Here is a 25654-nt window from a genome sequence, read left to right as displayed (position 1 = left end):
CCGCGGGAGGAGACCTCATGAGCGCCCTGCGTTACGTCTACGCGATCTGCCGCCCCTTCGCGGCAGCGCTGTCGGCCGAGCTCACCGGGGTCGCGGGCATTCCGCCCAAGCTGCTCCGCCACGGAGACCTGATCGCTGTGGTCGGCGCGGTCCCGGAGCGGGAATTCGACGCGGAGCCGCTGCGGCGCAGGCTGGAGGACGTCCAGTGGCTGGAGGCGACGGCTCGCGCCCATCAGGGTGTCATCGACGCGCTCACCGCCGTCACCAGCCCGCTGCCGCTCCGGCTCGCCACCGTGCTCCGGGACGACAGCGGCGTACGCGTGATGATGGAGGAGCGCAGGGAGGACTATCTGCGGACCCTCGACCGGCTCGACGGGCGGGTGGAATGGGGCGTGAAGGTGTACGCCGAAACCGCCGAAACCGCCGGGGCTTCCGGGGCTTCGGAGGCTTTCGGGAAAACGCGGGAACGCGCGGATGACTTCACCCGCCGATTGCACGGCAGCCTTTCCCAATGCGCCGTGGACACCCGGCTGCGCACCCCGGAGAATCCCGACCCTTCTCGAACGGCGGACACCAATGTGCTCGATGCCGCCTATCTGGTGCCGCGCGCGCGATCGGAGGAATTCGTGGAGCGGGTGAACGGAAGCGTTCGCGAGGAGCCGGGGATACGGGTGGAACTCACGGGGCCGTGGGCGGCGTACTCCTTCACGGGTTCTACGGGCCTCACGGGTTTCACGAGCGTCACGTGAACCCGACCGCCCGCGTTCCGAGCCTCTCGGTATCCAGGGGTCAGGCTTCAGGCGTCTGCTTGCGGCAGAGAATTTCGCCGTGCAGCACGGAGAACCAGCCGTCCTCCTGCCGCCCCCACCGCCGCCACGCGTCCGACACCGCCCGCAGCTGCTCCGCGGTCGCGTGACCCCCCTCTGTCGCGCGCTCCGCGTACGTCGAGGCCAGCGTGCGGTCCGCCCAGAGGCCGCTCCACCACTCCCGCTCGGCCTCGGTGGCGAAGGTCCAGGTGCTCGACGTGGCCGTGATGTCCCGGATCCCGGCGGCCAGCGCCCAGGATCTGAGACGGCGGCCCGCGTCGGGCTCGCCCCCGTTGGCGCGGGCGACCCGCAGATACAGGTCCAGCCAGTCGTCCATGCCCGGCACCGACGGGTACCAGATCATGGCCGAGTAGTCCGATTCGCGGACCGCGATGTACCCGCCCGGCTTGGTGACCCGGTACATCTCGCGCAGGGCCCGCACCGGATCACCCACGTGCTGGAGCACCTGGTGGGCGTGGACCACGCAGAACGTGTCGTCCGGGTACTGCAGCGCGTGGATGTCGGCGACCGCGAACTCGACGTTCCGCAGGCCGCGTTCGGCCGCCACCTGCCGGGCCTGGTCCAGGATGCCCGGCGCGTGGTCGACACCGGTGACATGCCCCTGCGGTACCCGCTCGGCCAGGTCGGCGGTGATGGTGCCCGGTCCGCAGCCGATGTCGAGGATCTTCATGTGCGGCTTCAGCGAGTCGAGCAGGTACGCCGCCGAGTTGGCGGCGGTGCGCCAGGTGTGTGAGCGCAGCACCGACTCGTGGTGGCCGTGCGTGTAGACGGCGGTCTCCCGCGGTTTCGACATGGCGGTTCCCCTTCTCGTCGTACGAGGTCTCGCCCGGGCGTCTGCCGACTCCGCGAGGCGATGACGTCACCGTACGCCGTCATGTCGAATGATGAGACCCGCATCTTGCCATGTGGACGACCTGGGTGGGGTGTTGCAGGAGCGGGGCATGCCGGTGGGGTCATGGAGCCGGATCGTCACCCGGGTGCCCGCGGGAACGGTGTCGGTGCGGGGGAGCGGCGTCAGTGCGCGGGGAGCGGGCGGTAGACGGTCAGTGCCTCGGGGCTCTTGCGCAGGGTCACGTCGCCGCTCACCTCGGTGACTTCACCGTCGTAGGCGAGCAGCGTGCCGGGGGCGACCCCGTCGATGTGCAGATGGCCCACGCGTACGGCCGCGTGGGCGGGTGAGCGGGTGAGCGGGCCCGCGAAGGCGGCGGCCAGCAGACGCACCGCGGGATGGCGGCCGCCGTGCACGACCCGTACGTCGAGGCGTCCGTCCGCGAGGTCGAAGCGGCGGGCGGGCGCCAGGCCCATCCGGTGGTAGGTGCCGTTGCCGGCGAACAACAGCCACAACGGATGGGTGCGGCCGCCGAGTTCGGCCCGCAGCGGGTGATGGTCGGCGCGCAGCACGCGCAGGGCGCCCAGCACGCCCGCGGGCCAGCTGCCGATCACCTTGGACCAGTTCTCCCGCTCGCGCACCAGTTCCGGATAGATGCCCAGGCTGCAGGTGTTGAGGAAGATGCCCTCCTTGCCGCCGGACGCGAACCGGCCCACGTCCACCTGGACCGCCTGGCCCTCCTGGAGCGCGCGGACCAGATCGCGTTCGCCCTCCACCCCGAGGTCGTGGGCGAAGTGGTTGAGGGTGCCGCCCGGCAGCACCGCGAGGGGGACGCCGTGGCGCAGGGCGACCTCGGCCGCGGCGTTCACCGTGCCGTCGCCGCCGCACACGCCCAGCACCCGGGCACGGGTCGCCGCCTTCTCCAACTCCTCCTGTATGGCGGAGGGTTCGCACTCCACGACCTCCGCGCGCGGCAGCGCGGCGGCCAGCGCGCCGACCCGCTCCGACGTGCCCGAGCCCGTGTTGGCCACCACGATGAGGCCCTCGCCCTCGGGCAGCGCGGGCGCGTCCACGCGCGGACGGCCTGGCGGGGTCACCTGGTCCCGGGTCGGCACCAGTCCGCGCACGGCGTACGCGGCGCCGACGCCCAGGGCCGCACCGGCCAGGACGTCGCTCGGGAAGTGCACGCCCGTGTAGACGCGGGACAGGGCGACCGCAGCGGCGAGCGGTGCGACGGCCGCGCCCCAGCCGCGGGACTCCAGCGCGACACCCGTCGCGAAGGCGGCGGCGGAGGCGGCGTGCCCCGAAGGGAACGACGTGGTGATCGGCTGCCTCTTCAGCTGCCGAATGGCGGGGACCGGGTCCAGTCCGGGGCGGGTGCGGCGCACCGAGCGCTTGCCGAGCGTGTTGATGGTGGCGGAGGCGAGGGCGAGCGAGGCGACCCCCCGTGCGGCGGCCCGGCGGGCCCGCGGAGTGCGGCTCGCCGCCACGGCGGCGGCCGTGGCGAACCACAGGACACCGTGGTTCGCGCTGCGGCTGAGCCGCGGCAGCACGGGGTCGCAGCCCGGCCAGTGCCGCGCGGCGACCGCCTCGAAGAGCCGGCAGTCCACGGCGAGGAGATGGTCCCGAAGGACGTGGCGGCCCGGTACCAGGGCGGTGAGGTCGACATCTGGGGTCGGTGTCATGCGGGTCCGTCTACCCCGGATCAGGCGGTTCCCGCCCCCGCGCCGGGCCCCGCGTCGGATACGCGTTTGCCCCTCGCCCCCGCTCCCCGGAGAATGCCTGCCCATGGGACATCTCGAAGCCGCACATCTTGAGTACTACCTTCCCGACGGGAGGGCGCTGCTCGGCGATGTGTCGTTTCGGGTGGGCGAAGGGGCCGTCGTCGCCCTGGTCGGGCCCAACGGCGCCGGGAAGACGACGCTGCTGCGGCTGATCTCCGGGGAGCTCAAGTCCCACGGGGGGACCGTCAACGTGAGCGGCGGGCTCGGGGTGATGCGGCAGTTCGTGGGGTCCGTACGCGACGAGACGACCGTCCGGGAACTGCTCGTCTCCGTGGCCCCGCCCCGGATCCGCGAGGCTGCGCATGCCGTGGACGCCGCCGAGCACGCGATGATGACCGTCGACGACGAGGCCGCACAGCTGCGCTACGCGCAGGCGCTCTCCGACTGGGCCGAGGTCCGCGGATACGAGTCCGAGACCCTCTGGGACATCTGCACGACGGCCGCCCTCGGCGTCCCCTACGAGAAGGCGCAGTGGCGGCTGGTCCGGACCCTCTCCGGGGGCGAGCAGAAACGCCTGGTCCTTGAGGCGCTGCTGCGCGGCACCGACGAGGTGCTGCTGCTCGACGAGCCGGACAACTATCTCGACGTGCCCGGCAAGCGCTGGCTCGAGGAGCGGCTCAAGGAGACCCGCAAGACCGTGCTGTTCGTCTCCCACGACCGTGAACTCCTCGCCCGCGCCGCCCAGAAGATCATCAGCGTCGAGCCCAGCCCGACCGGCGCGGACGCCTGGGTGCACGGCGGCGGTTTCGCGACGTATCACGAGGCCAGGCAGGAGCGGTTCGCGCGCTTCGAGGAACTGCGCAGGCGCTGGGACGAGAAGCACGCGCAGCTCAAGAAGCTGGTGCTGAACCTCCGTCAGGCGGCCTCCATCAGCCACGAGTTGGCGTCCCGCTACGCGGCGGCGCAGACCCGGCTGCGAAAGTTCGAGGAGGCCGGACCGCCTCCGGAGCCGCCCCGCGAGCAGGACATCAAGATGCGGCTGCACGGCGGGCGGACCGGCGTGAGGGCCGTGACCTGCAAGGGGCTTGAGCTCACCGGCCTGATGAAACCCTTCGACCTGGAGATCTACTACGGCGAGCGCGTCGCCGTTCTCGGCTCCAACGGCTCGGGGAAATCGCACTTCCTGCGGCTGCTCGCGGGCGGCGACGTCGCGCACACCGGCGAGTGGAAGCTCGGCGCCCGCGTGGTGGCCGGCCACTTCGCCCAGACACACGCCCACCCGGAACTGGAAGGGCGCACACTCCTCGACATCCTGTGGACCGAACACTCGCAGGACCGCGGCGCCGCCATGTCCCGGCTGCGCCGCTACGAGCTGACCGCCCAGGCCGAGCAGCGCTTCGAGAAGCTGTCGGGCGGCCAGCAGGCGCGTTTCCAGATCCTGCTCCTGGAGCTGGAGGGCTCGACGGCCCTGCTCCTTGACGAGCCGACCGACAACCTCGACCTGGAGTCCGCGGAGGCCCTTCAGGAGGGCCTTGAGGCGTACGAGGGGACAGTGCTGTCGGTCACCCACGACCGCTGGTTCGCCCGCTCCTTCGACCGCTACCTGGTCTTCGGCTCGGACGGCCGTGTACGGGAGACGCAGGAGCCGGTGTGGGACGAGCGCCGCGTGGAGCGGGCCCGCTAGACGCCACTGGGAACCGTGACCCCGGCCGGGCCCTGGCGGCGCGCCGGGCACGGTGGCCTTCGCCGGGGCGCGCCGGTGGAGCGCCGGAAGTCGCGCCCGTTCCGGAGTGGCCCGGGTCGGCCCGTTCCGGGGAGGCCCGGCACCCCGGATGTTCGTAGAGTGGAGGGAGTAGGGCTCAATCCATGGCTCCCTCCCGGACGCCGCTCGGGGCAACGCTCGCCCGGTCGGGTGCCCGGACCGCACCGACGGCCACGACGAGCGGGGTAGCACCATGACCGGAGTCGACCCGGACCGGCTGGACGACCAGCAGCTGATGAAAGAGCTGGAGGCCATCCACCGCACCCGCCACGACACGCTGCTGCACGGTTCGAACGAAGCGCTGCACACCCACAACGTGCGTATGGCCCAGCTGGAGGGCGAGTATCTGCGCCGCCACCCGCGCCGGCCCGTTTCGGCGGGCCGTACCCGTGAGGGGGCCCGGGAGCGGGGACCCGCGGGGGTGCCGCCGGCATGACCGACCCGCATCCGATCCTGACCCGGCAGGCGGAGGCCCTGGACCTCTTCGGCCGCCGCGTCCACGCGATCCGCGACGACCAGTGGGACGCCCCGACGCCCTGCACCGACTGGAGCGTGCGCGACCTCGTCGGCCACCTCGTCACCGAGCAGGCGTGGGTGCCCGCACTGGTCCGGGACGGTGCCACCGTCGACGCGGTCGCCGACACCTTGGAGGGCGACCTGCTCGGCCCCGACCCGGTCGCCGCCTGGGACACCGCGGCCGACGCCTCCCTCGCCGTGTTCACGGCGCCGGGCGCACTGGACCGCACGGTCCATCTCTCCTTCGGGGACATGCCGGCAGGCGACTACTGCGCGCAGCTGGTCACCGACCTGGCGGTCCATACCTGGGACCTGTCCCGTGCCATCGGCGCCGACGAACAACTCCCCGAAGATCTGCTGTCCTTCGCGGTCCGCGAGGTCACCCCGCACGCGGCGGAGCTGGAGCGGAGCGGACTCTTCGCTGCCCCGGAGGAGCCGCCGCCCGGAGCCGACGTCCAGACGAGACTGCTGTGCCTGGTCGGGCGGCGGCCCTGAGTCATGGCTCATGACTGCCATCGCCCGAGCCGACCGTCCTCGGACGAGCCGACCGCCCTTGCGTGAGCCCACAGTCCCTGCGTGAGCCCACCGTCCTTGGACGAGCCCACGGTGTTCCGATGCGACGGCCGTTCCAGGACGCGCGGTGCGTGCGACAGCCCGTGCACCGGCCGTGAGCAGGCCGTCGTCATCCGTGACGACCCGCCGCCATCCGTGACGGACCGCCGTGCTGAGACGCGGCCGCCGCTCCGGCGACGGGGCGAGACCGTCGGGGAGAGCCCGATTCCGGCCCCAGGAAGACGGGCGGCCAGGTTTCGGGGACAATCGGAAGGTGTTTGTCTCGCATGGCGCGGGGCAGACGCAATTGCAGTGCTTCGGACAGGAGGCACGTCCGTGGGAGCGGCTATCCGCGCCATGGGTGTACCCGTCCGTGCACGGCTGCGCTCCCACGATGACTGTCCATCACACGGCACCATCAAGGGAGTTGCGACGCACCATGCGAACTCAAGCGAGCGCGACGCACCATCCGCACGACGACGCCCCCGACACCGCGGAAGCATTCCGCAGGCTCGCCACGCTCCCCCCGGGTCACCAGCGCGACACGCTCCGTGAGGAGATCGTCGAGTCCTGGTTGCCGATGGCCGAACGGCTCGCCGGACGGTTCCGCAGCCGCGGCGAGAACTACGAGGACCTGCGCCAGGTCGCGGCGCTCGGTCTGGTCAAGGCCGTCGACCGCTACGACCCCGAGCTCGGCAACGCCTTCGAGAGCTACGCGGTGCCGACGATCACCGGCGAGATCAAGCGCCACTTCCGTGACCACATGTGGACCCTGCACGTGCCGCGCCGGGTCCAGGACCTGCGGAATCGGGTCCGGTTCGCCAGCCAGGACCTGTCGCAGACCATCCCGGGCCGCCGGCCCACGGTCACCGAGATCGCCGAGCACGCCCGCATGAGCGAGGAGGACGTCCTGACGGGCCTGGAGGCCCTGGAGAGCTTCACCGCGCTCTCCCTGGACGCCGAACTGCCGGGCAGCGAGGACGGCTACTCCCTCAGCGACGCCCTCGGCTCGCCCGATCCGGCCCTCGACACCGTGATCGACCGCGAGGCCGTCAAGCCCCGGCTCCAGGCCCTGCCCGAGCGGGAACGCGCCATCCTCTACATGCGGTTCTTCAGTGACATGACCCAGAGCAGGATCGCCGACGAGCTGGGCATCTCCCAGATGCACGTCTCGCGTCTCATCAGCCGCTGCTGCACCCGGCTGCGCGACCAGATCATGCACGACGCGGCCTGAGGGGGCGACCGGTCGCCTTGACCGGTCGCCGCGAGCGGGTGATCGTCCGTGCGACCGGCAGCTCAGTCCGACCGGGCCAACCGCAGGGCGATGTGACGGGACATCATGTCCATCGCCTGCGCTTCGGCCATCGAGAAGGCGAGCCGGCCTCCGCTCCGGAACAGCGTCAACACCCCGTGTACGGAACCGGATGCGCCGGGCAGCGGCACACACAGCAAGGACGTCACGTCGGCGCGGACGAGGACCGGAGCGCCCGAGGCGTCATGGCCGAAGGCGCCCGGGTCCCCGGAGCGCACCTGAAGGGCGGTGGACCCGCCGCTTACCGCCTCGGCGACGAGGGGGCACGCGGCGGGATCCTGCGCGGCCACGGCCGCCACCTCCTCACCGCACCCCGGCGGGCCGAGTACGGTCGTACGGGACAGCCGCCCGGCCCCCGCCCCGGCAGCAGCCCCGGCCCCCGTCCCCCCGGTGGCATCGGCGTCGGCGTCGGCCACCACCCAGTCCGCGAACCGCCCGTGCAGCACCCCGGCCGCCCGCTCCAGCACCGCCGCACGGTCCCCGTCCGGGGCGCCGAGCAGCGCCGTGGTCATGGCGTCCACCAGGTCCATCAGCGCCGCGTGCCGGGTCGACGCGGAGAGACTCGGCACCGTCCACCCCGGGGCGCCTCGCTCCGAGGACCCCCGGGAATCCGACGGGTTCCCCTCGTCCACCGGCTGGAGCACCACGAGTACGGCGGTCCGCGGCTCTCCGCTGGGCCGCAGCGCGGTGAGCGTCGCCCGCACGGGCACCGAGGGCTCCTGCTGGAGATGCACGGTGAGCCCGCGGTCGCCCTCGCCGCGGGCCACCGCCGCCGCCTGCGAACGGAACGCCGCACGGTCGGCGTGCGCGAGGAACCCGGTGAGCGGCCGGCCGGTCGCGTAGCCGGCCCGGACACCGGTGAACGAGGTCGCCGCGAGGTTCATCCGGCGTACCACGGTCTCGCGGTCCAATAGCACGACCGGCACCGGCACCCGCTGGAAGAGCGCCTTCAGGAGCTGCTGCTCCTGGCGGTCCACGGAGCCGATCCCGGAGGGGCCGGCCGCGGACAGCCGCTGGTACGCGGGCCACAACTGCTCAGCCATATGGTCGAGTTCGAAGATCGCCGCGTCGAGAACCGTCGCCAGGTTCTCGGCGGGCACGGAACGCGCCGCCCTCAACTCCGAGACGCGGCGCACGAAATCCGCGAGTTCTTCACCGAATTCGTCCGTCTGCGCCATGCGATGAACGTAACCCGGCCGAGGCGTGGCGCGGAGGGCGGGGGCGGAACCCGCAGGACTTGTCTCGGCGCAGGTGAGGGCACTCCGGTGAGGGCACTCCGTTCCGGCCTGGGGAGAGTGTTCGTTTTCGGCGCAGTTGAACGGGAAGGCGACAGGAGAGGAGGAGTGAGCCATGTCGGAAACAGATCAACTCGGCCGTACAGGAACGGAATCACCCGAGTCCGCCCTCCCCGGGAGGAGGATCTCGGAACTCGCCGAGCAGGCCGCGCGCTGCGTCACCGACTGCTGCGGCGCCAGCAGCCTGGTGTCCCAGAGCGGCACGGAACGGCCCGCCGCGGTGACCCACCCCGACCTCGCCGGACTCGTCTCGGTGCAGCTGCGCTCCGGCGACGGGCCGATCCCGGCCGCGCTGGAACGCGGTGAACCCGTCGACTCGGCGGACCTGCTGGCCGAGAAACGCTGGCCCGGGTACCGGGCCATGGCCCTCGACGCGGGGGTGCGGTCCAGTGTGACCATCCCCTTTCGTCGTTCCGGGCTGACCGTCACCCTCAGCCTCTACAGCTTCCGGCCCGGCGCCCTCGAAGGTGCCCCGCACGGAGCCGCCCGCGCGCTCGGCGACCAGGCCGCGACCTGTCTGGTCCGCGACCGCTCCTACCGCGCCGCGCTCACCGAACTCGACCAGTTGGGTGCCGCGCTGCGCTCCCGGCCCGTCGTCGACCAGGCGTGCGGCATGGTGATGCACATCCTGGGCTGCGACGCGGACCGGGCCTTCGCGGTCCTGCGCAGGATCTCCCAGGGCACCAACCGCAAGCTGTCCGACGTCGCCGCGGCCGTCGTGGACAAGCGGGGACACGGACTGGAGCACGAACTGGTGGCGCAGGCCGACTGAAGCGCGAGGCGCGAGGCGAGAAGGGAAGAGGCGAGAGGGGAAGAGGCGAGAAGCGAGCGGCGAGCGGCGAGCGGCGAGAAGCGAGCGGGAGCGGTGAGAGGCGAGCGGCGAGGGGCGAGAAGCGAGCGGGAGCGGTGAGAGGCGAGCGGTGAGAGGCGAGAGGCGAGCGGTGAGAGGCGAGAGGCGAGCGGTGAGAGGTGAGAGGCGAGCGGTGAGAGGCGAGCGGTGAGAGGCGAGCGGTGAGAGCCGAGGGGGAGAGGACGCCGCCGCCCGCCGCAATGTCACCCGCTCGGGCCCCTGTTTTCCCGCGAATGGTGCCCGGCCGTTCGCGCCCGGCGGCCCGGCGGGCTCTGATGAGCCCGAGGGACACGACGGCCGTGGCTCTCGGACCGCAGCCCCGCCGAAGGAGCCCCGCTCATGCGCCGTACCGCCCGTGTCCTGTACGCCACCGCCCTGGCCGGAGCCGCCCTGGGCGCCGCCGCGTCGGCCGCGTCCGCGGATCCGGCCGCGGAGGTCAGTCCGGGCTCCGTGGAACCCGGCGGCAGCATCACCATCACGGTCACCTGCGACGCGATCGGGGGAACCCCGCCCGACGTCATCGACGCCAACTCCCAGGGCTTCGAAGAGGGCAAGGTCCAGCTGCACCGTGTCGAGGGCGCGGACCCGAACGCCCCCGGCGCCGCCGCCTACCGCGGTACGGCCCGTATCCCGTCCGGTGATTCCGGCGAAGCCCCCGACGCGGTGGGAGACCCTGCGGCGCAAGGCGCTTCCGACGCGAAGAATTCCGACGCCGGGAGCGGGGGAGAGGTGAGCCCCGCCCCCGGGGGATCGGACACGGTCGCGCCCGACGCCGCGGCCCCTGTTCCCGTGGCCGGCGACCCTGTGGTCCCCGACCCGATGGCCCCCGACGCCGTGCCGGACACCGTCGGCCCGGACGATGTGGGCCCGGACACCGTTCCCGACACCGTGGGCCCGGACGACGTGGGATCGGACACCGTAGGCCCGGACTCCGTGGGCCCCGACACGGTGAGCCCCGACGCCGTGAGCCCCGGCACGGTCGGCCCGGACAAGGCGGGCCCGGACTCCGGGGGCGCCGCTGGGCAGTGGAACGTGGACGGAGTCTGCCCCGCGCCGCCGGGCGGCCAGGGGAAACAGTGGACCGCCTCGTACTCCGTGGCCCGGGGTGCCACGGCGACGCACGGCACAGGCAGCGGGACCGGCGCCGACAGCGGGAGCGGCGCCGATGCCGGTACCGGCATCGGTGAGCGCCCCCCCGCCGTCCAGCGCGGTGTGGAAGCCGGTGAGGGCGGCGTCTTCACCGACTCCGTGCCGGCTCTGGTCGCCGGCGGTCTGCTGATCGCCGGGGCCGTCGGCGCGGCCGTCCACCGGCTGCGCCGACGTGGCGCGTAGACGGGCGGGCGGCACGGTGACGGTCGACGGCACGGCAGAGGACGAAGTGACGGGAAGAATGCCGAGACCACTCATGGGACGGCATGCCTCTGGATACTGAGAGGCCCACGGCGCGGGCCGGCGAGCCGCGCGAGGTGAGCTGTACGAGGGGACGACGACACCCGGAACCGTACGTTCAGGCGGGCTCCGGTACAGGGCATGGCGGCACCCACGGTGCGGAGGCAGGTATGCGGCGGACGGCCCCGGAAGGCCACGGACCGGTCCGGTACGGGCCGCCGCTTCCCGACCAGGGTCTGCCCGTGCTGCCGGAACTCCGTTCCGTGCTGGCCGCCGCCGCGGACCGGTCGGACACCGAGCACTTCGGCGGCGGCCCCGAGCTCCTCGACGCCGCCCGCGGCTACTGGACCCGACGCGGACTGGCCTCCGCACCCGACCGGGTGGCAGCCGCGCCCGGAGCACCGGCGCTGCTGCTGGCCCTGACCGGCGCTCTCGGCGGCGACGTCCTCGCGCCCCGCCCGTGTGCCGCGTGGTGGGCGCCGCAGGCCCGCCTGCTGGGCAGATCCGTGTTCCACGTGGCCACGCCCGCGGAGTGCGGCGGCGTCCCCGATCCGTACGCCCTCCTGGAGACCGTCCGCAGAGTCCGCGCGGAGGGCGGCGACCCGCGCCTGCTCGTGCTGTCCGTCGCCGACGACCCCACCGCCACCGTCGCGCCGCCCGAAGTGGTGCACGAGACCGTGGAGGCGGCGGCGGCCGAGGGGCTGCACATCATCAGCGACGAGACCTGGCGCGACACCGTGCACCGGCCGCACGACACCGTGCTGCTCAGTCCCGCCGAGATGCTCCCCGACGACGTCACCGTGATCACGGACCTCGCGGGCCCCTTCCTGCCGCAGGGCTGGCCGGCCGCCGTCGCCCGCTTCCCCGACAACGACCGGGGCGCGCTGCTGCGTTCGCGCGTCCTCGACGTGCTCACCGTGCTCGGCGCGCGCGTCGCCGAACCGGTCGCCGCGGCGGCCGCGTACGCGCTCGGCGAGCCCGCCGCGATCACCGAACGGCTCACCGCCGCCGTACGCCTGCACGGGCTCGTGGCCGACGCGGCGCACCGCGTGGTGGGTGCCGCGGGTGCCGTCGCGCGCCCACCGCAGGCCGGCAGACACCTGTATGTCGACCTCGGCCCGCTCCGCTCCGCCCTCGGCGCGCACGGCGTCGGCGACGCACAGGATCTGGAGGACTTCCTCTCCGCCCGGCTCGGTATGCCCGCGCCGGGCGGACACCGCTTCGGCGACGACCTCGCCGCGCTCCGGGTCCGCCTCGGCACCGGGCCGCTGCTCGGCTCCACGGACGAGGAGCGGGAGATGTCCCTCGCCTCCTCGTCGCCGCTGGAACTGCCGCATGTGCGCAGCGCGTTGACCCGGTTGGAGTCGGTCTTCGACGATCTCCGCGACGACGCTCAGCGATGGGAGTCTCCTCGATGACGCAGCAGTCCGAGTCGGCCACGAGCACCACGACCCAGGACACCGACGATCCCGCGCCCCCACCTGCCCCGGCGGCGGGGCACCCCACCGTCCTTCCTCCTCCCCTCGCCGAGCCCCGACCGCTCGGCGAGCGGCGTCTCTGGCCCCGGTCCTTCGTGGACCGGCTGACCGCGCCGCTGCCGGGGCTGCGGGCCTTCGCGCGGTTCGCCCGGGAGGGTGCCCTGCGGCCGGGCGCCGAGGGGCTCGCCGACATTCCGCTGCTGCCCTTCGAGCCGGGACCGCTGCCCCGCGTGGACGCCCGGACGGTCGCCGTCTCCTGGGCGGGACACGCGAGTTGGGTGATCCGGATCGGCGGGCTCACCGTCCTCACCGACCCGGTCTGGTCCCGCAGGATCATGGGCACCCCGGCCCGCGTCACCCCGGTCGGCGTGGCCTGGAGCGGGCTGCCGCGCGTCGACGCGGTCGTCATCAGCCACAACCACTACGACCATCTGGACGCACCGACCCTGCGCCGACTCCCGCGCGACACCCAGGTGTTCGTCCCCGCCGGACTCGGACGCTGGTTCAGGCGCCGCCGGTTCACCCGGGTCACCGAGCTGGACTGGTGGGAGGCGGCCGAACTGGACGGCGTCCGCCTCGACTTCGTCCCCGCCCACCACTGGTCCAAGCGCACCCTCACCGACACCTGCCGCACCCTGTGGGGCGGCTGGGTCCTCACGGCGCCCGAGGGACAGCGCGTGTACTTCGCGGGCGACACCGGATACGGCCACTGGTTCGCCCGTATCGGACAGCGCCACCCGGGGATCGACCTCGCCCTCCTGCCCATCGGCGCGTACGACCCCCGGTGGTGGCTGAGGGATGTGCACTGCGACCCGGAAGAGGCGGTGCAGGCGGCCGTCGACCTGCGCGCGCGGCGGATGGCGCCGATGCACTGGGGCACGTTCGTGCTCTCGGCGGAACCGGTCCTGGAACCCCTGCGGAGGGTGCGGGCCGCCTGGGAGCGGGCGGGTCTGGCACGGGAGGACCTGTGGGATCTGGCGGTCGGAGGTTCCCGCGTACTGGAGTGACCGCGTCCCATGATGGGAGCGACCGCGCCACCACGCGGAGCTCGACCGCGTCCCCCCAAAGGAAGTGACCGCGTTCTCTCCAGGGAAGCGACCGTGTCCCTACGACGGTGCCGTCCTGCGGATCCTGCGCCACACACTCGGTGCCGCGCTGATCGCGAGGGTCAGCGCCACAGCCGCCACCACGCCCTCCCACGGCTCAGGGAAGAGCGAGCCTCCGAGGATGCCGATGATCTGGTAGGTGGCCGCCCACGCGAGACATGCCGGGATGTCTCCGCGGGCGAAGGTGCGCAGCGGCATCTTCGCCATCAGACAGGCCAGCATCACCGGAATGCGGCCCGCCGGCACGAGCCGGGACAGGACGAGGACGGCGATGCCGTGGTCGCCGAGCTTCTCCTGCGCCCGGGCGAGCCGGTCCTCGGGGGCGCGTACCCGGATCGCCTCCAGCCAGCGCGATCCGTTCTTCGAGCCCATGCCGCGCCGGCCGAGCCAATAGAGCGTCATGTCGCCGAGGAACGCCGCGACCGAGGACACCAGGAACACCATCAGCAGCGCGAAGGGCGCCGTCTGATGGAAGGCCACCACCGCCGCGGAACTCACCAGCGCACCCGTCGGCACGACCGGTACCAGCGCACCGATCAGCACCAGCAGGAACAAGGACGGATACCCGATCGCCTGCTGAGTGGACTCCGGCGGCACGGTCGTGGCCGTGGCGGACAGGAATATCGCCGGGGCGGTGCCCTTGGCCGACAGAAGGAGCGGGGGAACGACCGATCCCGCGGCGGACCAGGGCATCACTGAGCGGCCTCCGGACGCACGCTCTCGCCGTGCCCCAGCAGGTGCACCGCCACCTGGGGCGCGCGCTCGGCGGCCAGGCGCACGAACTCCTCACCCGGCGCGTGGAATTCATGGGGGCGCACGGCATCCATCCCGATGGGCCAGAACGTGCCGTAGTGCACCGGCACAGCGCTCCGCGGCAGCAACGAGGCGAGCGCCTCGGCGGCCCGCCCCGCGTCGAGATGCCCCGCCCCGAGATACGGCCCCCAGCCGCCCACCGGCAGCAGGGCCACGTCGACCGCTCCGACCTCCTCGGCCATCGACGCGAACAGTCCGGTGTCCCCGGCGAAGTACGTCCGCGCCTCGCCCTCGATCACGTATCCCACGGCGGGGGAGCGGTGCGGTCCGACCGGCAGCCGCCGTCCGTCGTGCCGCGCCGAAACGGTGCGTACGACCAGGTCACCGACCTGAGTGCGATCGCCGGGCACCACCTCGGTGAGCCGCAGATGGGTCAGCCTGCGCAGCCCCGGCACCGCACGCGGGGCGCCGCGCGGAACGATCAGCCGGGTACCCGGAGCCAGCCGTGCCAGCGACGGCAGATGCAGATGGTCGGCGTGCAGATGGGAGACGAGTGCGACGTCCGCGGCCGCCGCCGGGGGAGGGGGCGGCTCCCCGCGCCTGCGGCGCAGATGCGCGAGCCGGCGCGCGAAGAGCGGGTCCGTGAGTACGCGCGTCCCGGAGTCCTCCAGCGTGCACGTGGCGTGCCCCCACCAGGTGATCTCCACCGGCACCTCTTTGCCTCCTTCGCGCGACTCCCCCCGAGCCTACGGGCAGGAGTAGGGTCGGCGGCGAAACCCGGAGGTGAGGGGGGACGCCATGGGAGACGCACGCGGTGCCTCCGGCACGCACGCCCTCGATCGCCCGCACGAGCGGAGCGGCCCCGCGGCGCGGCCCCCTTCGCTTCGCGTCACGGCGATCGCGAGCCTGACGCCCCTGGAGGAGCTCGACGCGGACCCCTTCCTCGTCGACTCCCGCAGCCAGCACGCGATGTGCGCCCGCTGGGCCGCCGAGCAGGGCTATGTCGTCACCCGGGAACTTCTCGTACGCGGTCTGCGCCCCGACCACCGCAGCCTGTGGGCGGACGTCGAGGCCGGCCTCGTGGATCTGTTCGTCGCGCCCAGCCGCCGGGTGCTGGAGCGGGCGCTCGCCTCGGTCGAGGAGTTCACCGCCGAGTGTGTGCGCCGCGGCGTTCGCGTCGAGACGGTGGGCACCGCCGAACCGTCCTACGACGCCCAGATGAAGGCCCGGGTCCACCGCCGCCTGTCGATGCCCACGGCCGGATACGACGGCCGCTGACCACCCTCCCACGAAGTCCCGGGACTCCACCGGACTCCGCGGGGGACTCCTCGGGGACTTCCGGTCGAGGACGTCCGGTGGGCTCCCCCGGGGACTTCCGGGGGCTTTCGGCCGTTGTGACAGGGTGGGAGCAGGCCGCGCGGACCGGGCGGGCCGGGACGTGAGGTGGGCTGGGCGTGGACGGAGGACGTTGGCGGCGCGTCGCCAGCGCGGCGGGGCGGAGTATCACGGTGTGGGCCGTGTCCACGGTCACGATGCTCGTCCTCGCCGGTGTGCTGCCCGATTTCCGGTTGCAGTCCGACAGCGGGGACAGCGCGACGCGGATCGCCGTCACCGCGGCGGTCGGGGCGGGCGTCTTCGGCCTCCTGTCGTCGCTGGTGTGGCCCCTGCTCGTCCGGGCCCTGCTGCTCGTCCCCGCCCTGGTGCTCGGCCTGCTCGTGTTCTTCCTCAACGGCTCGCTGCTCCTGATCGCCCTGCGGCTCGACCCCTCCGGGCACGGTGAGGCGGCCCCCGAGACCGCCGTGGTCGTGGCCGCCGTGATGTCCGCCGTCGCCTCGGCCACCGGCGCCGCCCTCGCCGTACGGGACGACGACGCGTACCGGCGCCGGCTCTACCGGCTCGCCGACCGGCGCCGCAAACGCGCCGACGGACGGCCCGGTCCCTCGACGCCCGCCGCCGTGTTCCTCCAGCTCGACGGGGTCGGGCACGACGTGCTGCGGGAGGCGATCGGCAAGGGGCTGATGCCGACCGCGGCCCGATGGCTGGGCGGGACCCGTCCCACCCACCGGCTCCACGCGTGGCGCACCGACTGGTCCAGCCAGACCGGCGCCAGCCAGCTCGGCATCCTGCACGGCAGCAATTACGACGTCCCGGCCTTCCGGTGGTACGAGAAGGACACCCAGGAGGTCATGGTCTGCAACCGCCCGACCAGCGCCGCAGAACTGCAGCGCCGGGCCGTCGTGCACACCGGTGACGGGGGCCTGCTCACCGTTGACGGCGCGAGCCGCGGCAACCTCTTCAGCGGCGGCGCCGACGAACTCGCACTCGTGCTGTCCGTGGCCGCGCGGAGGGGCCGGGACAACCGCTCGCGGGCGGGCTACTTCGCGTACTTCTCCGACCCCGCCAACGCCGTCCGTACGGCGATGTCGTTCATCGCCGAGGTCTTCAGGGAGATGGGCCAGTCCGCCTCGGCCCGCCTCAAGCAGCGACGGCCCCGCGTCGGTCGCGGCGGGCTGTACCCGTTCGTCCGCGCCTTCGCGACCGTCGTCGAGCGGGACGTCGTCGTCGCGGCGGTGATCGGCGACATGCTCGCCGGGCGCAACGCGGTCTACGCGGACCTGGTGGCGTACGACGAAGTGGCGCACCACTCCGGGCCGCGGAGCCGGGACGCCGAGAAGATCCTGGAGCGGCTCGACCGTTCGCTCGCGCTGATCGAGAAGGTCGCCGAGCACGCCCCGCGGCCGTACCGGATCGTCGTGCTCTCCGACCACGGCCAGAGCCCGGGCGAGACCTTCCTGACCCGCTACGGCCTCAGCCTCGGCAATCTGGTCCGGGCCGGCTGCGGGCTGCCCGTGCCCCGCAAGGCGCAGCGGACCCACAGCGGTGCCGAGGCGCGGACCGCCGTCCGAGCCGCGCTGCGCAGGCCGGTCGAGGAGCGTGAGGAGCGTGAGGAGCGGCGTCGGCCGACGGGGCGCCGCTCCGAGCCGATCGTCCTGGCCTCCGGCAACCTCGGTCTCGTCTCCTTCCCCGACGTGCCGCACCGGATGAGCCGGGAGGAGATCGACCGCCGCCACCCCGCGCTGCTGTCCACGCTCGCCAACCACCCCGGCGTCGGGTTCCTCCTGGTCCGCAGCGAGGAGCACGGCGGCCTCGTCCTCGGTGTGCACGGCGCCGAGGTGCCGGTGGACCGTCTCGACGACGAACACCCGGGTCCCCTGGCCGACTTCGGCCCCGGAGCCGCCGACGCCGTGCGGCGGACGCACTCCTTTCCGCACGCCGCCGACATCATGGTCAACTCCTGGTACGACCCCGCCGAGGGCGAAGTCCTCGCCTTCGAGGAGCAGATCGGCTCGCACGGCGGGCTCGGCGGTGCCCAGGGCCGTCCGTTCCTGCTCTCCCCGATGGCCCTGTCCACACCGGTCGGCGCGGACACCGAACTCGTCGGCGCGGAGCGGGTGCACGACGTGCTGCGGCGCTGGCTGCGCGAATGCGACGGCCCCCAAGTACCACTGCCGGCCCGCCCGGACGAGCGGGCCGCCTGAGCCGGGGATGCGCTCGGGGCACCGGACGACGAAGCCGTGCGCGCCGGAAAATCGGAGGCGGTGAACGGACCTCCGCGCCCACACTGTTCGCATCGGACGCCGCCTCTGCGCGCCCCTCTCGAACATCCCCAAGGAGCTCGCCTGTGCAGGCAGCCGTCACCGTCACTCCCGCCCGCATCCCGGAACTGCTGCTCGGTCTCGCCACGGTGCGGCCGGTCTTTCTCTGGGGCGCCCCCGGCATCGGGAAGTCCTCCCTGGTCAGGGAGTTCGCCGAGTCGCTCGGGTTGGAGTGCGTGAGCCTGCTGGGCACGCAGCTGGCGCCGGAGGACCTGATCGGCGTGCCGCAGATCCGCGACGGACGCTCGGTCTTCTGCCCGCCGGAGGCGATCGCCCGCGACGAGCCGTACTGCCTGTTCCTGGACGAGCTGAACGCGGCCACCCCCGACGTGCAGAAGGCCTTCTACTCGCTGATCCTGGACCGCCGTATCGGCGACTACGAGCTGCCGAAGGGCTCCATCGTGATCGGCGCGGGCAACCGCGCCACGGACAACGCGCTGGCCCGCCCGATCGCTTCGGCCCTGGTCAACCGCCTCACGCACGTCCACCTTGAGGCCTCCCCCAAGGACTGGCTGACCTGGGCGGCCGCGAACGACATCCACCCCTGGGTGCTGGACCACCTCACCGACCGGCCCGACCATCTGTGGTCCAAGCCGCCGAAGACGGAGGAGCCGTTCTCCACGCCGCGCTCCTGGCACATGCTCTCCGACGCGCTCGGCTCCTTCGGCCCCGAGGTCGACGAGGAGACCCTGAAGGTGATCGCCCACGGTACCCTGACGCCCGCGCACGCGGTCGCCTTCTGCGGTTACGTCAAGATCGTGCGCAGCCGGTTCGGCATCGAGGCCATCCTGAAGGGTGACGCCCGCTGGCCCTCCCGCATGGAGGACCGCGACCTCCTGTACTACCTCGCGGAGTCCTTCCGGGGCCGGCTCGTCAAGGAGCTGCCCGCCGGCCGGGAACACCTCTCGGCGAACGCCCGCCGGACCGCGTACCGCGCCAAGTCCCTGCTCGTGCAGCTCGCCGAGATCTCCGTCGAGGTCGCCCAGAGCGTCATCGCGTCCGACGCCGACGGCAATCCCGTCCTGCCCGCGTGGTTCCTGGTGGAGGCGGCCCGGGACATGCCGCGCCTGGTGGAGGCGCGCCAGTGAGCTCCCGTACAACTCCGCACCCGCGTACGTTCGTTGGAGTGGCCGGCGCGGTCGGGGCCGGCGGGTCGGCCGGGGCGGCGGAGGCCGCGCGATGAGCCGAGCCCGCAAGGCCGATGCAAAGGCAGGCGCCAAGGCTCAGCCCGATCCCGCCGCCGAGGCGTTCGCCGAGGGGATGCGGCTCGTGCGGGCCAACCGTGCGTTGGCCGCCATCGGCTTCAGCACCTGCCGGCAGGAGACATGCACCAGAGCTCCCCGGAGCGGCCTGGTGGCCGTCGACTCCGACGGGACCGTGCACGTCGACCACACCCGCCGCGCCGAACCCGCCGCCTGGGCCTGGGCGGTGGCGCACGCCGTCATCCATCTGGGCTTCGGCCATGTCCCGGCCGCGGCCGGGGCGCGTGAGCAGCCGGACCGCTTCGACCTCGCCGCCCGCTGCGTGGTGGTGAACCGCTTCCTGCTCGGTTTCCCGGTGGGCCTGACCCCCGAGGACCTCCCGGCCTCCTATCCCGACGGCGACGAGGAACGGCTCGCCGCGCGCTGGCGCCGCGACGGCATCCCGCCGGTGTACGAGCACTGCGGTACGGCGGGCGACGACCCGGACCAGGTGCTGGTGCCCTGGAACACCTGGATCGGCGGCACTCCGCCGGACTGGCAGGTGGCCTTCGCGCACGCGCTGACCCGCACCATGGCCACCGCGATGGATGTGGCGGGCGGTCGGCGCGCGTCCATGCGCGGAGGGCCGGTCCGGCTCCAGCCCTGGGAGCGGGCGCTGAGCTGGTTCGTCTCCTCCTACCCGCTGCTCGGCGGCGTCGCGGCGGGCATCACCCTCGTCGCCGACGCCGAAATCGCCCGCGCCTACGACATTTCCGTCGCCGCCGTCGACACGGAGGCGGCCGAGATCTACATCAACCCGCTGCGCGCATTCAGCGACGAGGAATGGCGGTTCGTCCTCGCCCACGAGATGCTGCACGCCGCTCTGCGCCACGGCGACCGCTGCGGCACCCGTGACCCGTACCTCTTCAACATCGCCGCCGACTATGTGATCAACGGCTGGCTGTGCGAGATGCAGATCGGCACGATGCCCGACGGGCTGTTGTACGACCCGGAACTGAAGGACCTGTCGGCCGAGGAGGTGTACGACCGGATCGCCGGCGATCTGCGCCGGATGCGCCGCCTTGCCACGCTGCGCGGCAAGGGTGCGGGCGACATCCTGGGCGGGCCGCTCGGCTCGCCTCGCGACTGTGTCGACCTCGACGAGTTCTACCGCCGAGGCCTGGCCCGCGGCCTCGATCTGCACCAGCAGCAGGAGCGCGGCTTCCTGCCCGGCGGCCTGGTCGAGGAGATCCGCGCGCTCAGCCACCCGCCGTTGCCCTGGGACGCCCGACTCGCCCGCTGGTTCGACGAGTTCGTACCCCGCCCCGAGCCCCTGCGGTCGTACGCGCGTCCCTCCCGACGGCAGGCTGCCACCCCCGACATCCCGCGCGCGGGCCGCTGGTTCCCTCCCGAGGAGATCGCCCGCTGCACCTTCGGCGTCGTGCTCGACACCTCCGGCTCCATGGACCGCACCCTGCTCGGCAAAGCGCTGGGCGCCATCGCCTCGTACGCCGGGGCCCGCGACGTACCGGCCGCCCGCGTCGTGTTCTGCGACGCCGCACCGCACGATGCGGGCTATCTGCCGGTCACGGAGATCGCCGGACGTGTGCGGGTGCGCGGGCGCGGCGGCACCGTGCTGCAGCCGGGCATCGACCTGCTGCACCGCGCCGACGACTTCCCGCCGGGCGCGCCCGTCCTGGTGATCACGGACGGATACTGCGACGTGCTGCGGGTGCGACGCGAACACGCCTATCTGATCCCGCAGGGCGCACGGCTCCCGTTCACCGCACGCGGACCGGTCTTCCGGGTGACCTGAGTCCCCGCGACGGCGCGGGCGATGCCGGCGGACACCACGGTCGGACAGCTGGACGCGTGCGGCGGATCCGCGAGGCGGTGGCGGCTCGGCCCGGTGTCCACACGGTGGCGCACGGCCGGACCGTCGAGGTTCCTCTCCGGGAGCCGGAGGCAGCCGCCCCGGCCGCCGACGGTGCGTCAGCGGGCGCTTTCCCGGGCCTCGTCGGGTGCATCCTGGACACGGCCCGGCAGGTCGCCACCCGATCCGCGGGGTGCACCGGGCCCAGGTGTGATCGGATGGGACACACGGACCCCGGCAACGGGACCACTCCCGAAAGGAATCACCGTGGCAACCACGCGCACCGCACACACCGTGTGGGAAGGCAACCTGCTCGAGGGCAACGGCGTCGTCACCTTCGACTCCTCCGGCATCGGCCAGCAGCCGGTGACGTGGGCGTCGCGAGCCCAGGACGCGAACGGCAAGACCAGCCCCGAGGAACTGATCGCGGCCGCCCACTCCAGCTGCTTCTCCATGGCGCTGTCGCACGCCCTCGCGGGTGCCGGCACCCCGCCCACCAAGCTCCTCACCAACGCCGACGTCACCTTCCAGCCCGGCGAAGGCATCACCGGCATCCACTTGACGGTCGAGGGCACGGTGCTGGGCCTCGACAACGACGGCTTCGTCGCGGCGGCCGAGGACGCCAAGAAGAACTGCCCGGTCAGCCAGGCCCTGACCGGCACGACGATCACCCTGTCGGCGAAGCTCGCCTGACGCTCGTACGCCGATGCCGCGCCTCCCCGAGGGGGGCGCGGCATCGGCGTGTCCGCCCCCACCCCGCCACCCGCGCCATTGACAAGCGGGAACGCAGGTTTTCTGCTGGGGGGCGGGCAGAGCCCTGGCGGAAGGGGACGGACATGGCACGTGCGGTCGGAATCGATCTCGGTACGACGAACTCGGTGGTGGCCGTCCTGGAGGGCGGTGAGGCGACGGTCGTCGCCAATGCCGAGGGAGCGCGCACCACGCCCTCGGTGGTGGCCTTCGCCAAGAACGGCGAGGTGCTGGTCGGCGAGGTCGCCAAACGGCAGGCCGTGACGAACGTGGAGCGCACCGCGCGGTCCGCGAAACGGTACATGGGCGATGTGACCTGGCGCTTTCCGGAGACGGGCAGCATCGACGGCACCCGCTACCGCGCGCAGGAACTGTCCGCGCGGGTGCTGCAGAAACTGAAGCGGGACGCCGAGGCCTATCTCGGCGAGGACGTCACGGACGCCGTGATCACCGTGCCCGCCTACTTCGACGACGCGCAGCGCCAGGCCACCAAGGAGGCGGGCGAGATCGCGGGCCTGAAGGTCCTGCGGATCATCAACGAGCCGACGGCCGCCGCCCTCGCGTACGGGCTCGACCGCGGCGAGGAGCAGACTGTCCTCGTCTTCGACCTGGGCGGCGGCACCTTCGACGTCTCGCTCCTGGAGATCGGCGACGGCGTCATCGAGGTCAAGGCGACCAACGGTGACACCCGGCTCGGCGGCGACGACTGGGACCAGCGGATCGTCGAGCACCTCGCGCAGCGCTTCAAGGCCTCGCACGGCATCGACCTCGGCCACGACAAGATGGCGCTGCAACGGCTGCGCGAGGGCGCCGAGAAGGCCAAGATCGAGCTGTCCTCGTCCACCGAGACCAACGTCAACCTGCCCTACATCACCGCCACCGCCGACGGCCCGATCCACCTCGACGAGAAACTGACACGGTCTCAGTTCCAAGAACTCACGGCCGACTTGCTCGACCGCTGCCGGACCCCCTTCCACCAGGCGGTCAAGGACGCGGGTGTGAAGCTGTCCGCCGTCGACCACGTCATCCTGGTCGGCGGGTCCACCCGGATGCCCGCCGTCACCGACCTGGTGAAGGAACTCACCGGCAAGGACCCGCACAAGGGCGTCAACCCGGACGAGGTCGTGGCCGTCGGCGCCGGACTCCAGGCCGGCGTGATCAGGGGTGATGTGAAGGACGTGCTGCTCCTCGACGTCACCCCGCTGTCCCTCGGCATCGAGACCAAGGGCGGCATCATGACCACGCTCATCGAGCGCAACACCACGATCCCGACCCGGCGTTCGGAGATCTTCACGACGGCCGCCGACAACCAGCCCTCGGTCGGCATCCAGGTCTACCAGGGCGAACGCGAGATCGCCGCGTACAACAAGAAGCTCGGCGTCTTCGACCTCACCGGTCTGCCGCCCGCGCCGCGCGGGGTCCCGCAGATCGAGGTCGCCTTCGACATCGACGCCAACGGGATCATGCACGTCTCGGCGAAGGACCTGGCCACCGGGCGCGAGCAGAAGATGACCGTCACCGGCGGCTCGGCGCTGCCCAAGAACGACATCGACCGCATGATGCGCGAGGCCGAGCAGTACGCCGAGGAGGACCGGCGCCGCCGGGAGGCCGCGGAGACCCGCAACCAGGGCGAGCAACTCGTCTACCAGACGGAGAAGTTCGTCCGCGACAACGATGAGCGCATCCCCGCCGACACGAAGACCGAGGTCGGTTCGGCGGCCGCCGAACTGAAACAGCTCCTGGAGGACTCCTCCACCGACACCGCGGCCCTCCGGGGCGCCATCGAGAAACTGGCCACCGTCAGCCAGCAGATGGGCCAGGCCATGTACGCCCGGGCCCAGCAGGAGACGGCCCCCGATGACCAGCGGCCCACCGAGCACGTCCCCGGCGAGGACGAGGGCGTGGTGGACGCGGAGATCGTGGACGAGGACCGCGACCGCAACCCGAAGGACGGCGCCGCCTGGACGGACTGATCACGAGCGGTGCGACCTGCTCAGCGCTTGCGCCCGACCCCGGCGTACACGGGGGCGACGCCTTCCTTGGCGGCGACCACGTCCTCCCTGTCCGGCCGCCAGTCGAAGACCGGCACGACCCCGGGGTCGAGGAGCTCCAGGCCGTCGAAGAACCGGGAGAACTCGTCCCGGGCGCGCGGGAAGAAGGGGGTGCCGCTGCGCCGGAACAACTCGGCGGCCTTAGCGACACCCTCGGGGCTGATGTCGGCGGTGACCTGCGACAGGACGAGGTGGCTGCCGGGGACGAGAGCGTCGACGTACCGCTCGAGAAGGCCATAGACGTCGTCGCCGTCGGTGTCGGCGTCCAGGTAGTGGGTGAGCGCGACCAGTGACAGCGCGACGGGCTGCTTGAGGTCCAGGCACTCGCCCGCCAGCCGCAGGATGGTCTCGGGGTCGCGGACATCGGCGTGTACGTAGTCGGTGCTGCCCTCGGGGGAGCCGTGCAGCAGCGCCTCCGCGTGGCGCAGCACGATCGGATCGTTGTCCGCGTACACGATCCTGGCGTCCGGGGCGACCTGCTGGGCCACCTGGTGCAGATTGGGCTGGGTGGGGATGCCCGTACCGATGTCCAGGAACTGACGGACACCGGCCTGCGCGGCGGCCCGCGTCGCGCGGTGCATGAAGCGGCGGTTGGCCCGCGCCCCGCGCACGACGGTCGAGTCCGCGGCGAGGATCTTGCGGGCCAGGTCCTCGTCCACCGGGTAGTTGTCCTTGCCGCCCAGCCACCAGTCGTAGACACGGGCCGGATGGGGCCGGCTGGTGTCGATCCTGGTGGGCGCGGCGTCGGGTCCGGTCATACGTCTGCTCCTCGGTCGTCTTCGGGGTGTCCGGTGCTGCGATCGTCTTCGCGTGGATGTCCGGCCCGGCCGGCGTGCTCAGTAGTTCCCGCGGAACTCCCGGAGGATCTCCTTGGTGCGCTGGGCGGAGGCGGCGTGGGCCGACATGTGGTCCAGCACCTCCAGGTGCAGGGCCACCTCCTCGCGCGCGTCGAGGTAGAGCGCGCCGGTCACGTACTCGCTGTAGACGATGTCCGGCAGCTCCGGCTCGGCGAACCGGAACAGCGCGAAGGACGTGTACGTCCCCGGGTGCGGGCCGTTCGCGAACTCCGCGACCTGGAGCGTGACGTGATCGAGCTCGACCCATTCGAGGAGCCGGTCCATCTGGTCGCGCATGACCTCACCCCGGGGGCTCACCGGACGCAGCAACGCCGTCTCGTCCATGATCACCCAGAGGTGGGGAGGGTTCGCCCGCGTGAGCAGCGCCTGCCGCTTCATCCGCAGCGCCACATGCCGCTCGATGGCCTCGGGGCCCGTATGCCCGACCGTCCCGGCCTCCAGCACGGCCCGCGCGTACTCCTCGGTCTGCAGCAGACCGGGCACGAAGTGCGGTTCGTACGAGCGGATCAGCTGGGCGGCGCCCTCCAGGCTGACGTGCATGCTGAACCAGTCCGGCAGCACATCGTAGTAACGCTGCCACCAGCCCGGCTGGTTCGCCTCCTCGGCCAGTGCCACGAAGACGTCCGCCTCGTCGTCGGCCACACCGTACGTAGTCAACAGCACCTGCACGTAGGGGATCTTGAGGGCGACCTCGGCCATCTCCATCCGCCGCACGGTCGCCGGGGCGACGCGCAGCACACGGGCCGCCTCTTCCCGTTTCAGGCCCGCGGCCTCGCGCAGCTCCTGCAGCCGCCGCCCGAGAACCACCTGCCCCACCGTGGGCGCCGGTCGCCGCTCACTCACGCCACGCCTCCCCACGCGCCGAAGTATGCGTGCAGTGTGCCATGTTCGTG

General features: G+C 72.6%; 22 protein-coding genes. 15 read left to right on the top strand and 7 right to left on the bottom strand.

The features are described from left to right. The first annotated feature begins 17 nt into the window (after positions 1-17). Positions 18-749 carry a GvpL/GvpF family gas vesicle protein gene (locus ABZX90_RS22795; protein ID WP_351129237.1) on the top strand — a complete coding sequence of 244 codons (732 nt, stop codon included), beginning with the start codon at positions 18-20 and terminating at the stop codon, positions 747-749. Positions 750-789: 40 nt separating this feature from the next. Here the strand turns inward: ABZX90_RS22795 and ABZX90_RS22790 are convergent, their stop codons facing one another. Both ABZX90_RS22790 and ABZX90_RS22785 read right to left on the bottom strand, forming a co-directional pair. Continuing rightward, complete coding sequence (locus ABZX90_RS22790; RefSeq protein ID WP_351129240.1) at positions 790-1620, bottom strand: class I SAM-dependent methyltransferase; 831 nt, start codon at positions 1618-1620, stop codon at positions 790-792. A 221-nt stretch (positions 1621-1841) separates the two neighbouring features. Next, on the bottom strand, positions 1842-3341 hold the full coding sequence (locus ABZX90_RS22785) for a phosphatase PAP2 family protein (protein WP_355207437.1): 1500 nt from the start codon (positions 3339-3341) through the stop codon (positions 1842-1844). A gap of 103 nt (positions 3342-3444) precedes the next feature. Here ABZX90_RS22785 and ABZX90_RS22780 point away from each other — a divergent pair, with 103 nt between their 5' ends. From ABZX90_RS22780 to ABZX90_RS22765, 4 genes are all read left to right on the top strand, one after another. Then, complete coding sequence (locus ABZX90_RS22780; protein WP_355207434.1) at positions 3445-5064, top strand: ATP-binding cassette domain-containing protein; 1620 nt, start codon at positions 3445-3447, stop codon at positions 5062-5064. 271 nt (positions 5065-5335) lie between these two features. Then, complete coding sequence (locus ABZX90_RS22775) at positions 5336-5578, top strand: DUF6158 family protein (RefSeq protein ID WP_355207431.1); 243 nt, start codon at positions 5336-5338, stop codon at positions 5576-5578. Continuing rightward, positions 5575-6153: a TIGR03086 family metal-binding protein gene (locus ABZX90_RS22770; protein WP_351129249.1), complete on the top strand. Its 579-nt coding sequence runs from the start codon at positions 5575-5577 to the stop codon at positions 6151-6153. The genes ABZX90_RS22775 and ABZX90_RS22770 overlap by 4 nt, the downstream gene beginning before the upstream one ends. A 496-nt stretch (positions 6154-6649) precedes the next feature. Next, a complete protein-coding gene (locus ABZX90_RS22765) occupies positions 6650-7444 on the top strand; it encodes an RNA polymerase sigma factor SigF (protein ID WP_351129251.1) in 795 nt (264 codons plus the stop codon). Between the two features lie 62 nt (positions 7445-7506). Here ABZX90_RS22765 and ABZX90_RS22760 read toward each other — a convergent pair whose 3' ends face one another. Then, positions 7507-8700 (bottom strand): PAS domain-containing protein, encoded by a 1194-nt coding sequence (locus ABZX90_RS22760; RefSeq protein ID WP_355207427.1) that lies wholly within the window; start codon positions 8698-8700, stop codon positions 7507-7509. Between the two features lie 172 nt (positions 8701-8872). Between ABZX90_RS22760 and ABZX90_RS22755 the strand changes: the two genes are divergently transcribed. The 4 genes from ABZX90_RS22755 (at position 8873) to ABZX90_RS22740 (ending at position 13541) form a co-directional block, all read left to right on the top strand. Next, on the top strand, positions 8873-9589 hold the full coding sequence (locus ABZX90_RS22755) for an ANTAR domain-containing protein (protein WP_355207424.1): 717 nt from the start codon (positions 8873-8875) through the stop codon (positions 9587-9589). Positions 9590-10006: 417 nt separating this feature from the next. Beyond that, positions 10007-10999 (top strand): hypothetical protein, encoded by a 993-nt coding sequence (locus ABZX90_RS22750; protein ID WP_355207421.1) that lies wholly within the window; start codon positions 10007-10009, stop codon positions 10997-10999. A gap of 227 nt (positions 11000-11226) precedes the next feature. Further along, a complete protein-coding gene (locus tag ABZX90_RS22745; RefSeq protein WP_351129260.1) occupies positions 11227-12474 on the top strand; it encodes an aminotransferase class I/II-fold pyridoxal phosphate-dependent enzyme in 1248 nt (415 codons plus the stop codon). Then, positions 12471-13541: an MBL fold metallo-hydrolase gene (locus tag ABZX90_RS22740; RefSeq protein ID WP_351129262.1), complete on the top strand. Its 1071-nt coding sequence runs from the start codon at positions 12471-12473 to the stop codon at positions 13539-13541. Before ABZX90_RS22745 ends, ABZX90_RS22740 begins: the two co-directional genes overlap by 4 nt. Before the next feature lie 99 nt (positions 13542-13640). Here ABZX90_RS22740 and ABZX90_RS22735 read toward each other — a convergent pair whose 3' ends face one another. Both ABZX90_RS22735 and ABZX90_RS22730 read right to left on the bottom strand, forming a co-directional pair. Continuing rightward, complete coding sequence (locus ABZX90_RS22735; protein WP_351129265.1) at positions 13641-14333, bottom strand: VTT domain-containing protein; 693 nt, start codon at positions 14331-14333, stop codon at positions 13641-13643. Next, a complete protein-coding gene (locus ABZX90_RS22730; protein WP_351129268.1) occupies positions 14333-15106 on the bottom strand; it encodes an MBL fold metallo-hydrolase in 774 nt (257 codons plus the stop codon). The genes ABZX90_RS22735 and ABZX90_RS22730 overlap by 1 nt, the downstream gene beginning before the upstream one ends. An 85-nt stretch (positions 15107-15191) precedes the next feature. Here ABZX90_RS22730 and ABZX90_RS22725 point away from each other — a divergent pair, with 85 nt between their 5' ends. The 6 genes from ABZX90_RS22725 (at position 15192) to dnaK (ending at position 23826) form a co-directional block, all read left to right on the top strand. Then, positions 15192-15671 carry a hypothetical protein gene (locus tag ABZX90_RS22725; RefSeq protein ID WP_355207416.1) on the top strand — a complete coding sequence of 160 codons (480 nt, stop codon included), beginning with the start codon at positions 15192-15194 and terminating at the stop codon, positions 15669-15671. Positions 15672-15847: 176 nt separating this feature from the next. After that, positions 15848-17932 (top strand): phage holin family protein, encoded by a 2085-nt coding sequence (locus ABZX90_RS22720; RefSeq protein ID WP_355207413.1) that lies wholly within the window; start codon positions 15848-15850, stop codon positions 17930-17932. Between the two features lie 143 nt (positions 17933-18075). Continuing rightward, a complete protein-coding gene (locus ABZX90_RS22715; protein WP_355207410.1) occupies positions 18076-19137 on the top strand; it encodes a MoxR family ATPase in 1062 nt (353 codons plus the stop codon). A 91-nt stretch (positions 19138-19228) separates the two neighbouring features. Continuing rightward, positions 19229-21046, top strand: coding sequence for a hypothetical protein (locus ABZX90_RS22710; RefSeq protein ID WP_355207407.1), 1818 nt, complete (start codon positions 19229-19231; stop codon positions 21044-21046). Between the two features lie 324 nt (positions 21047-21370). Beyond that, on the top strand, positions 21371-21796 hold the full coding sequence (locus ABZX90_RS22705) for an OsmC family protein (RefSeq protein ID WP_355207404.1): 426 nt from the start codon (positions 21371-21373) through the stop codon (positions 21794-21796). 143 nt (positions 21797-21939) lie between these two features. Continuing rightward, positions 21940-23826: a molecular chaperone DnaK gene (gene dnaK, locus ABZX90_RS22700; protein WP_355207401.1), complete on the top strand. Its 1887-nt coding sequence runs from the start codon at positions 21940-21942 to the stop codon at positions 23824-23826. A gap of 20 nt (positions 23827-23846) precedes the next feature. Here the strand turns inward: dnaK and ABZX90_RS22695 are convergent, their stop codons facing one another. Together ABZX90_RS22695 and ABZX90_RS22690 are read right to left on the bottom strand one after the other, a co-directional pair. After that, positions 23847-24662, bottom strand: coding sequence for an SAM-dependent methyltransferase (locus ABZX90_RS22695; RefSeq protein ID WP_355207398.1), 816 nt, complete (start codon positions 24660-24662; stop codon positions 23847-23849). Positions 24663-24740: 78 nt separating this feature from the next. Beyond that, positions 24741-25604, bottom strand: coding sequence for a helix-turn-helix transcriptional regulator (locus tag ABZX90_RS22690; protein WP_355207395.1), 864 nt, complete (start codon positions 25602-25604; stop codon positions 24741-24743). Positions 25605-25654 lie beyond the last annotated feature (50 nt).

The sequence above is a fragment of the Streptomyces sp. NPDC002935 genome, from assembly GCF_040611295.1.
Classification (GTDB): domain Bacteria; phylum Actinomycetota; class Actinomycetes; order Streptomycetales; family Streptomycetaceae; genus Streptomyces.
Note: the sequence above shows the minus strand (reverse complement) of the source record. Positions and strands in the feature narration are given on the sequence as shown.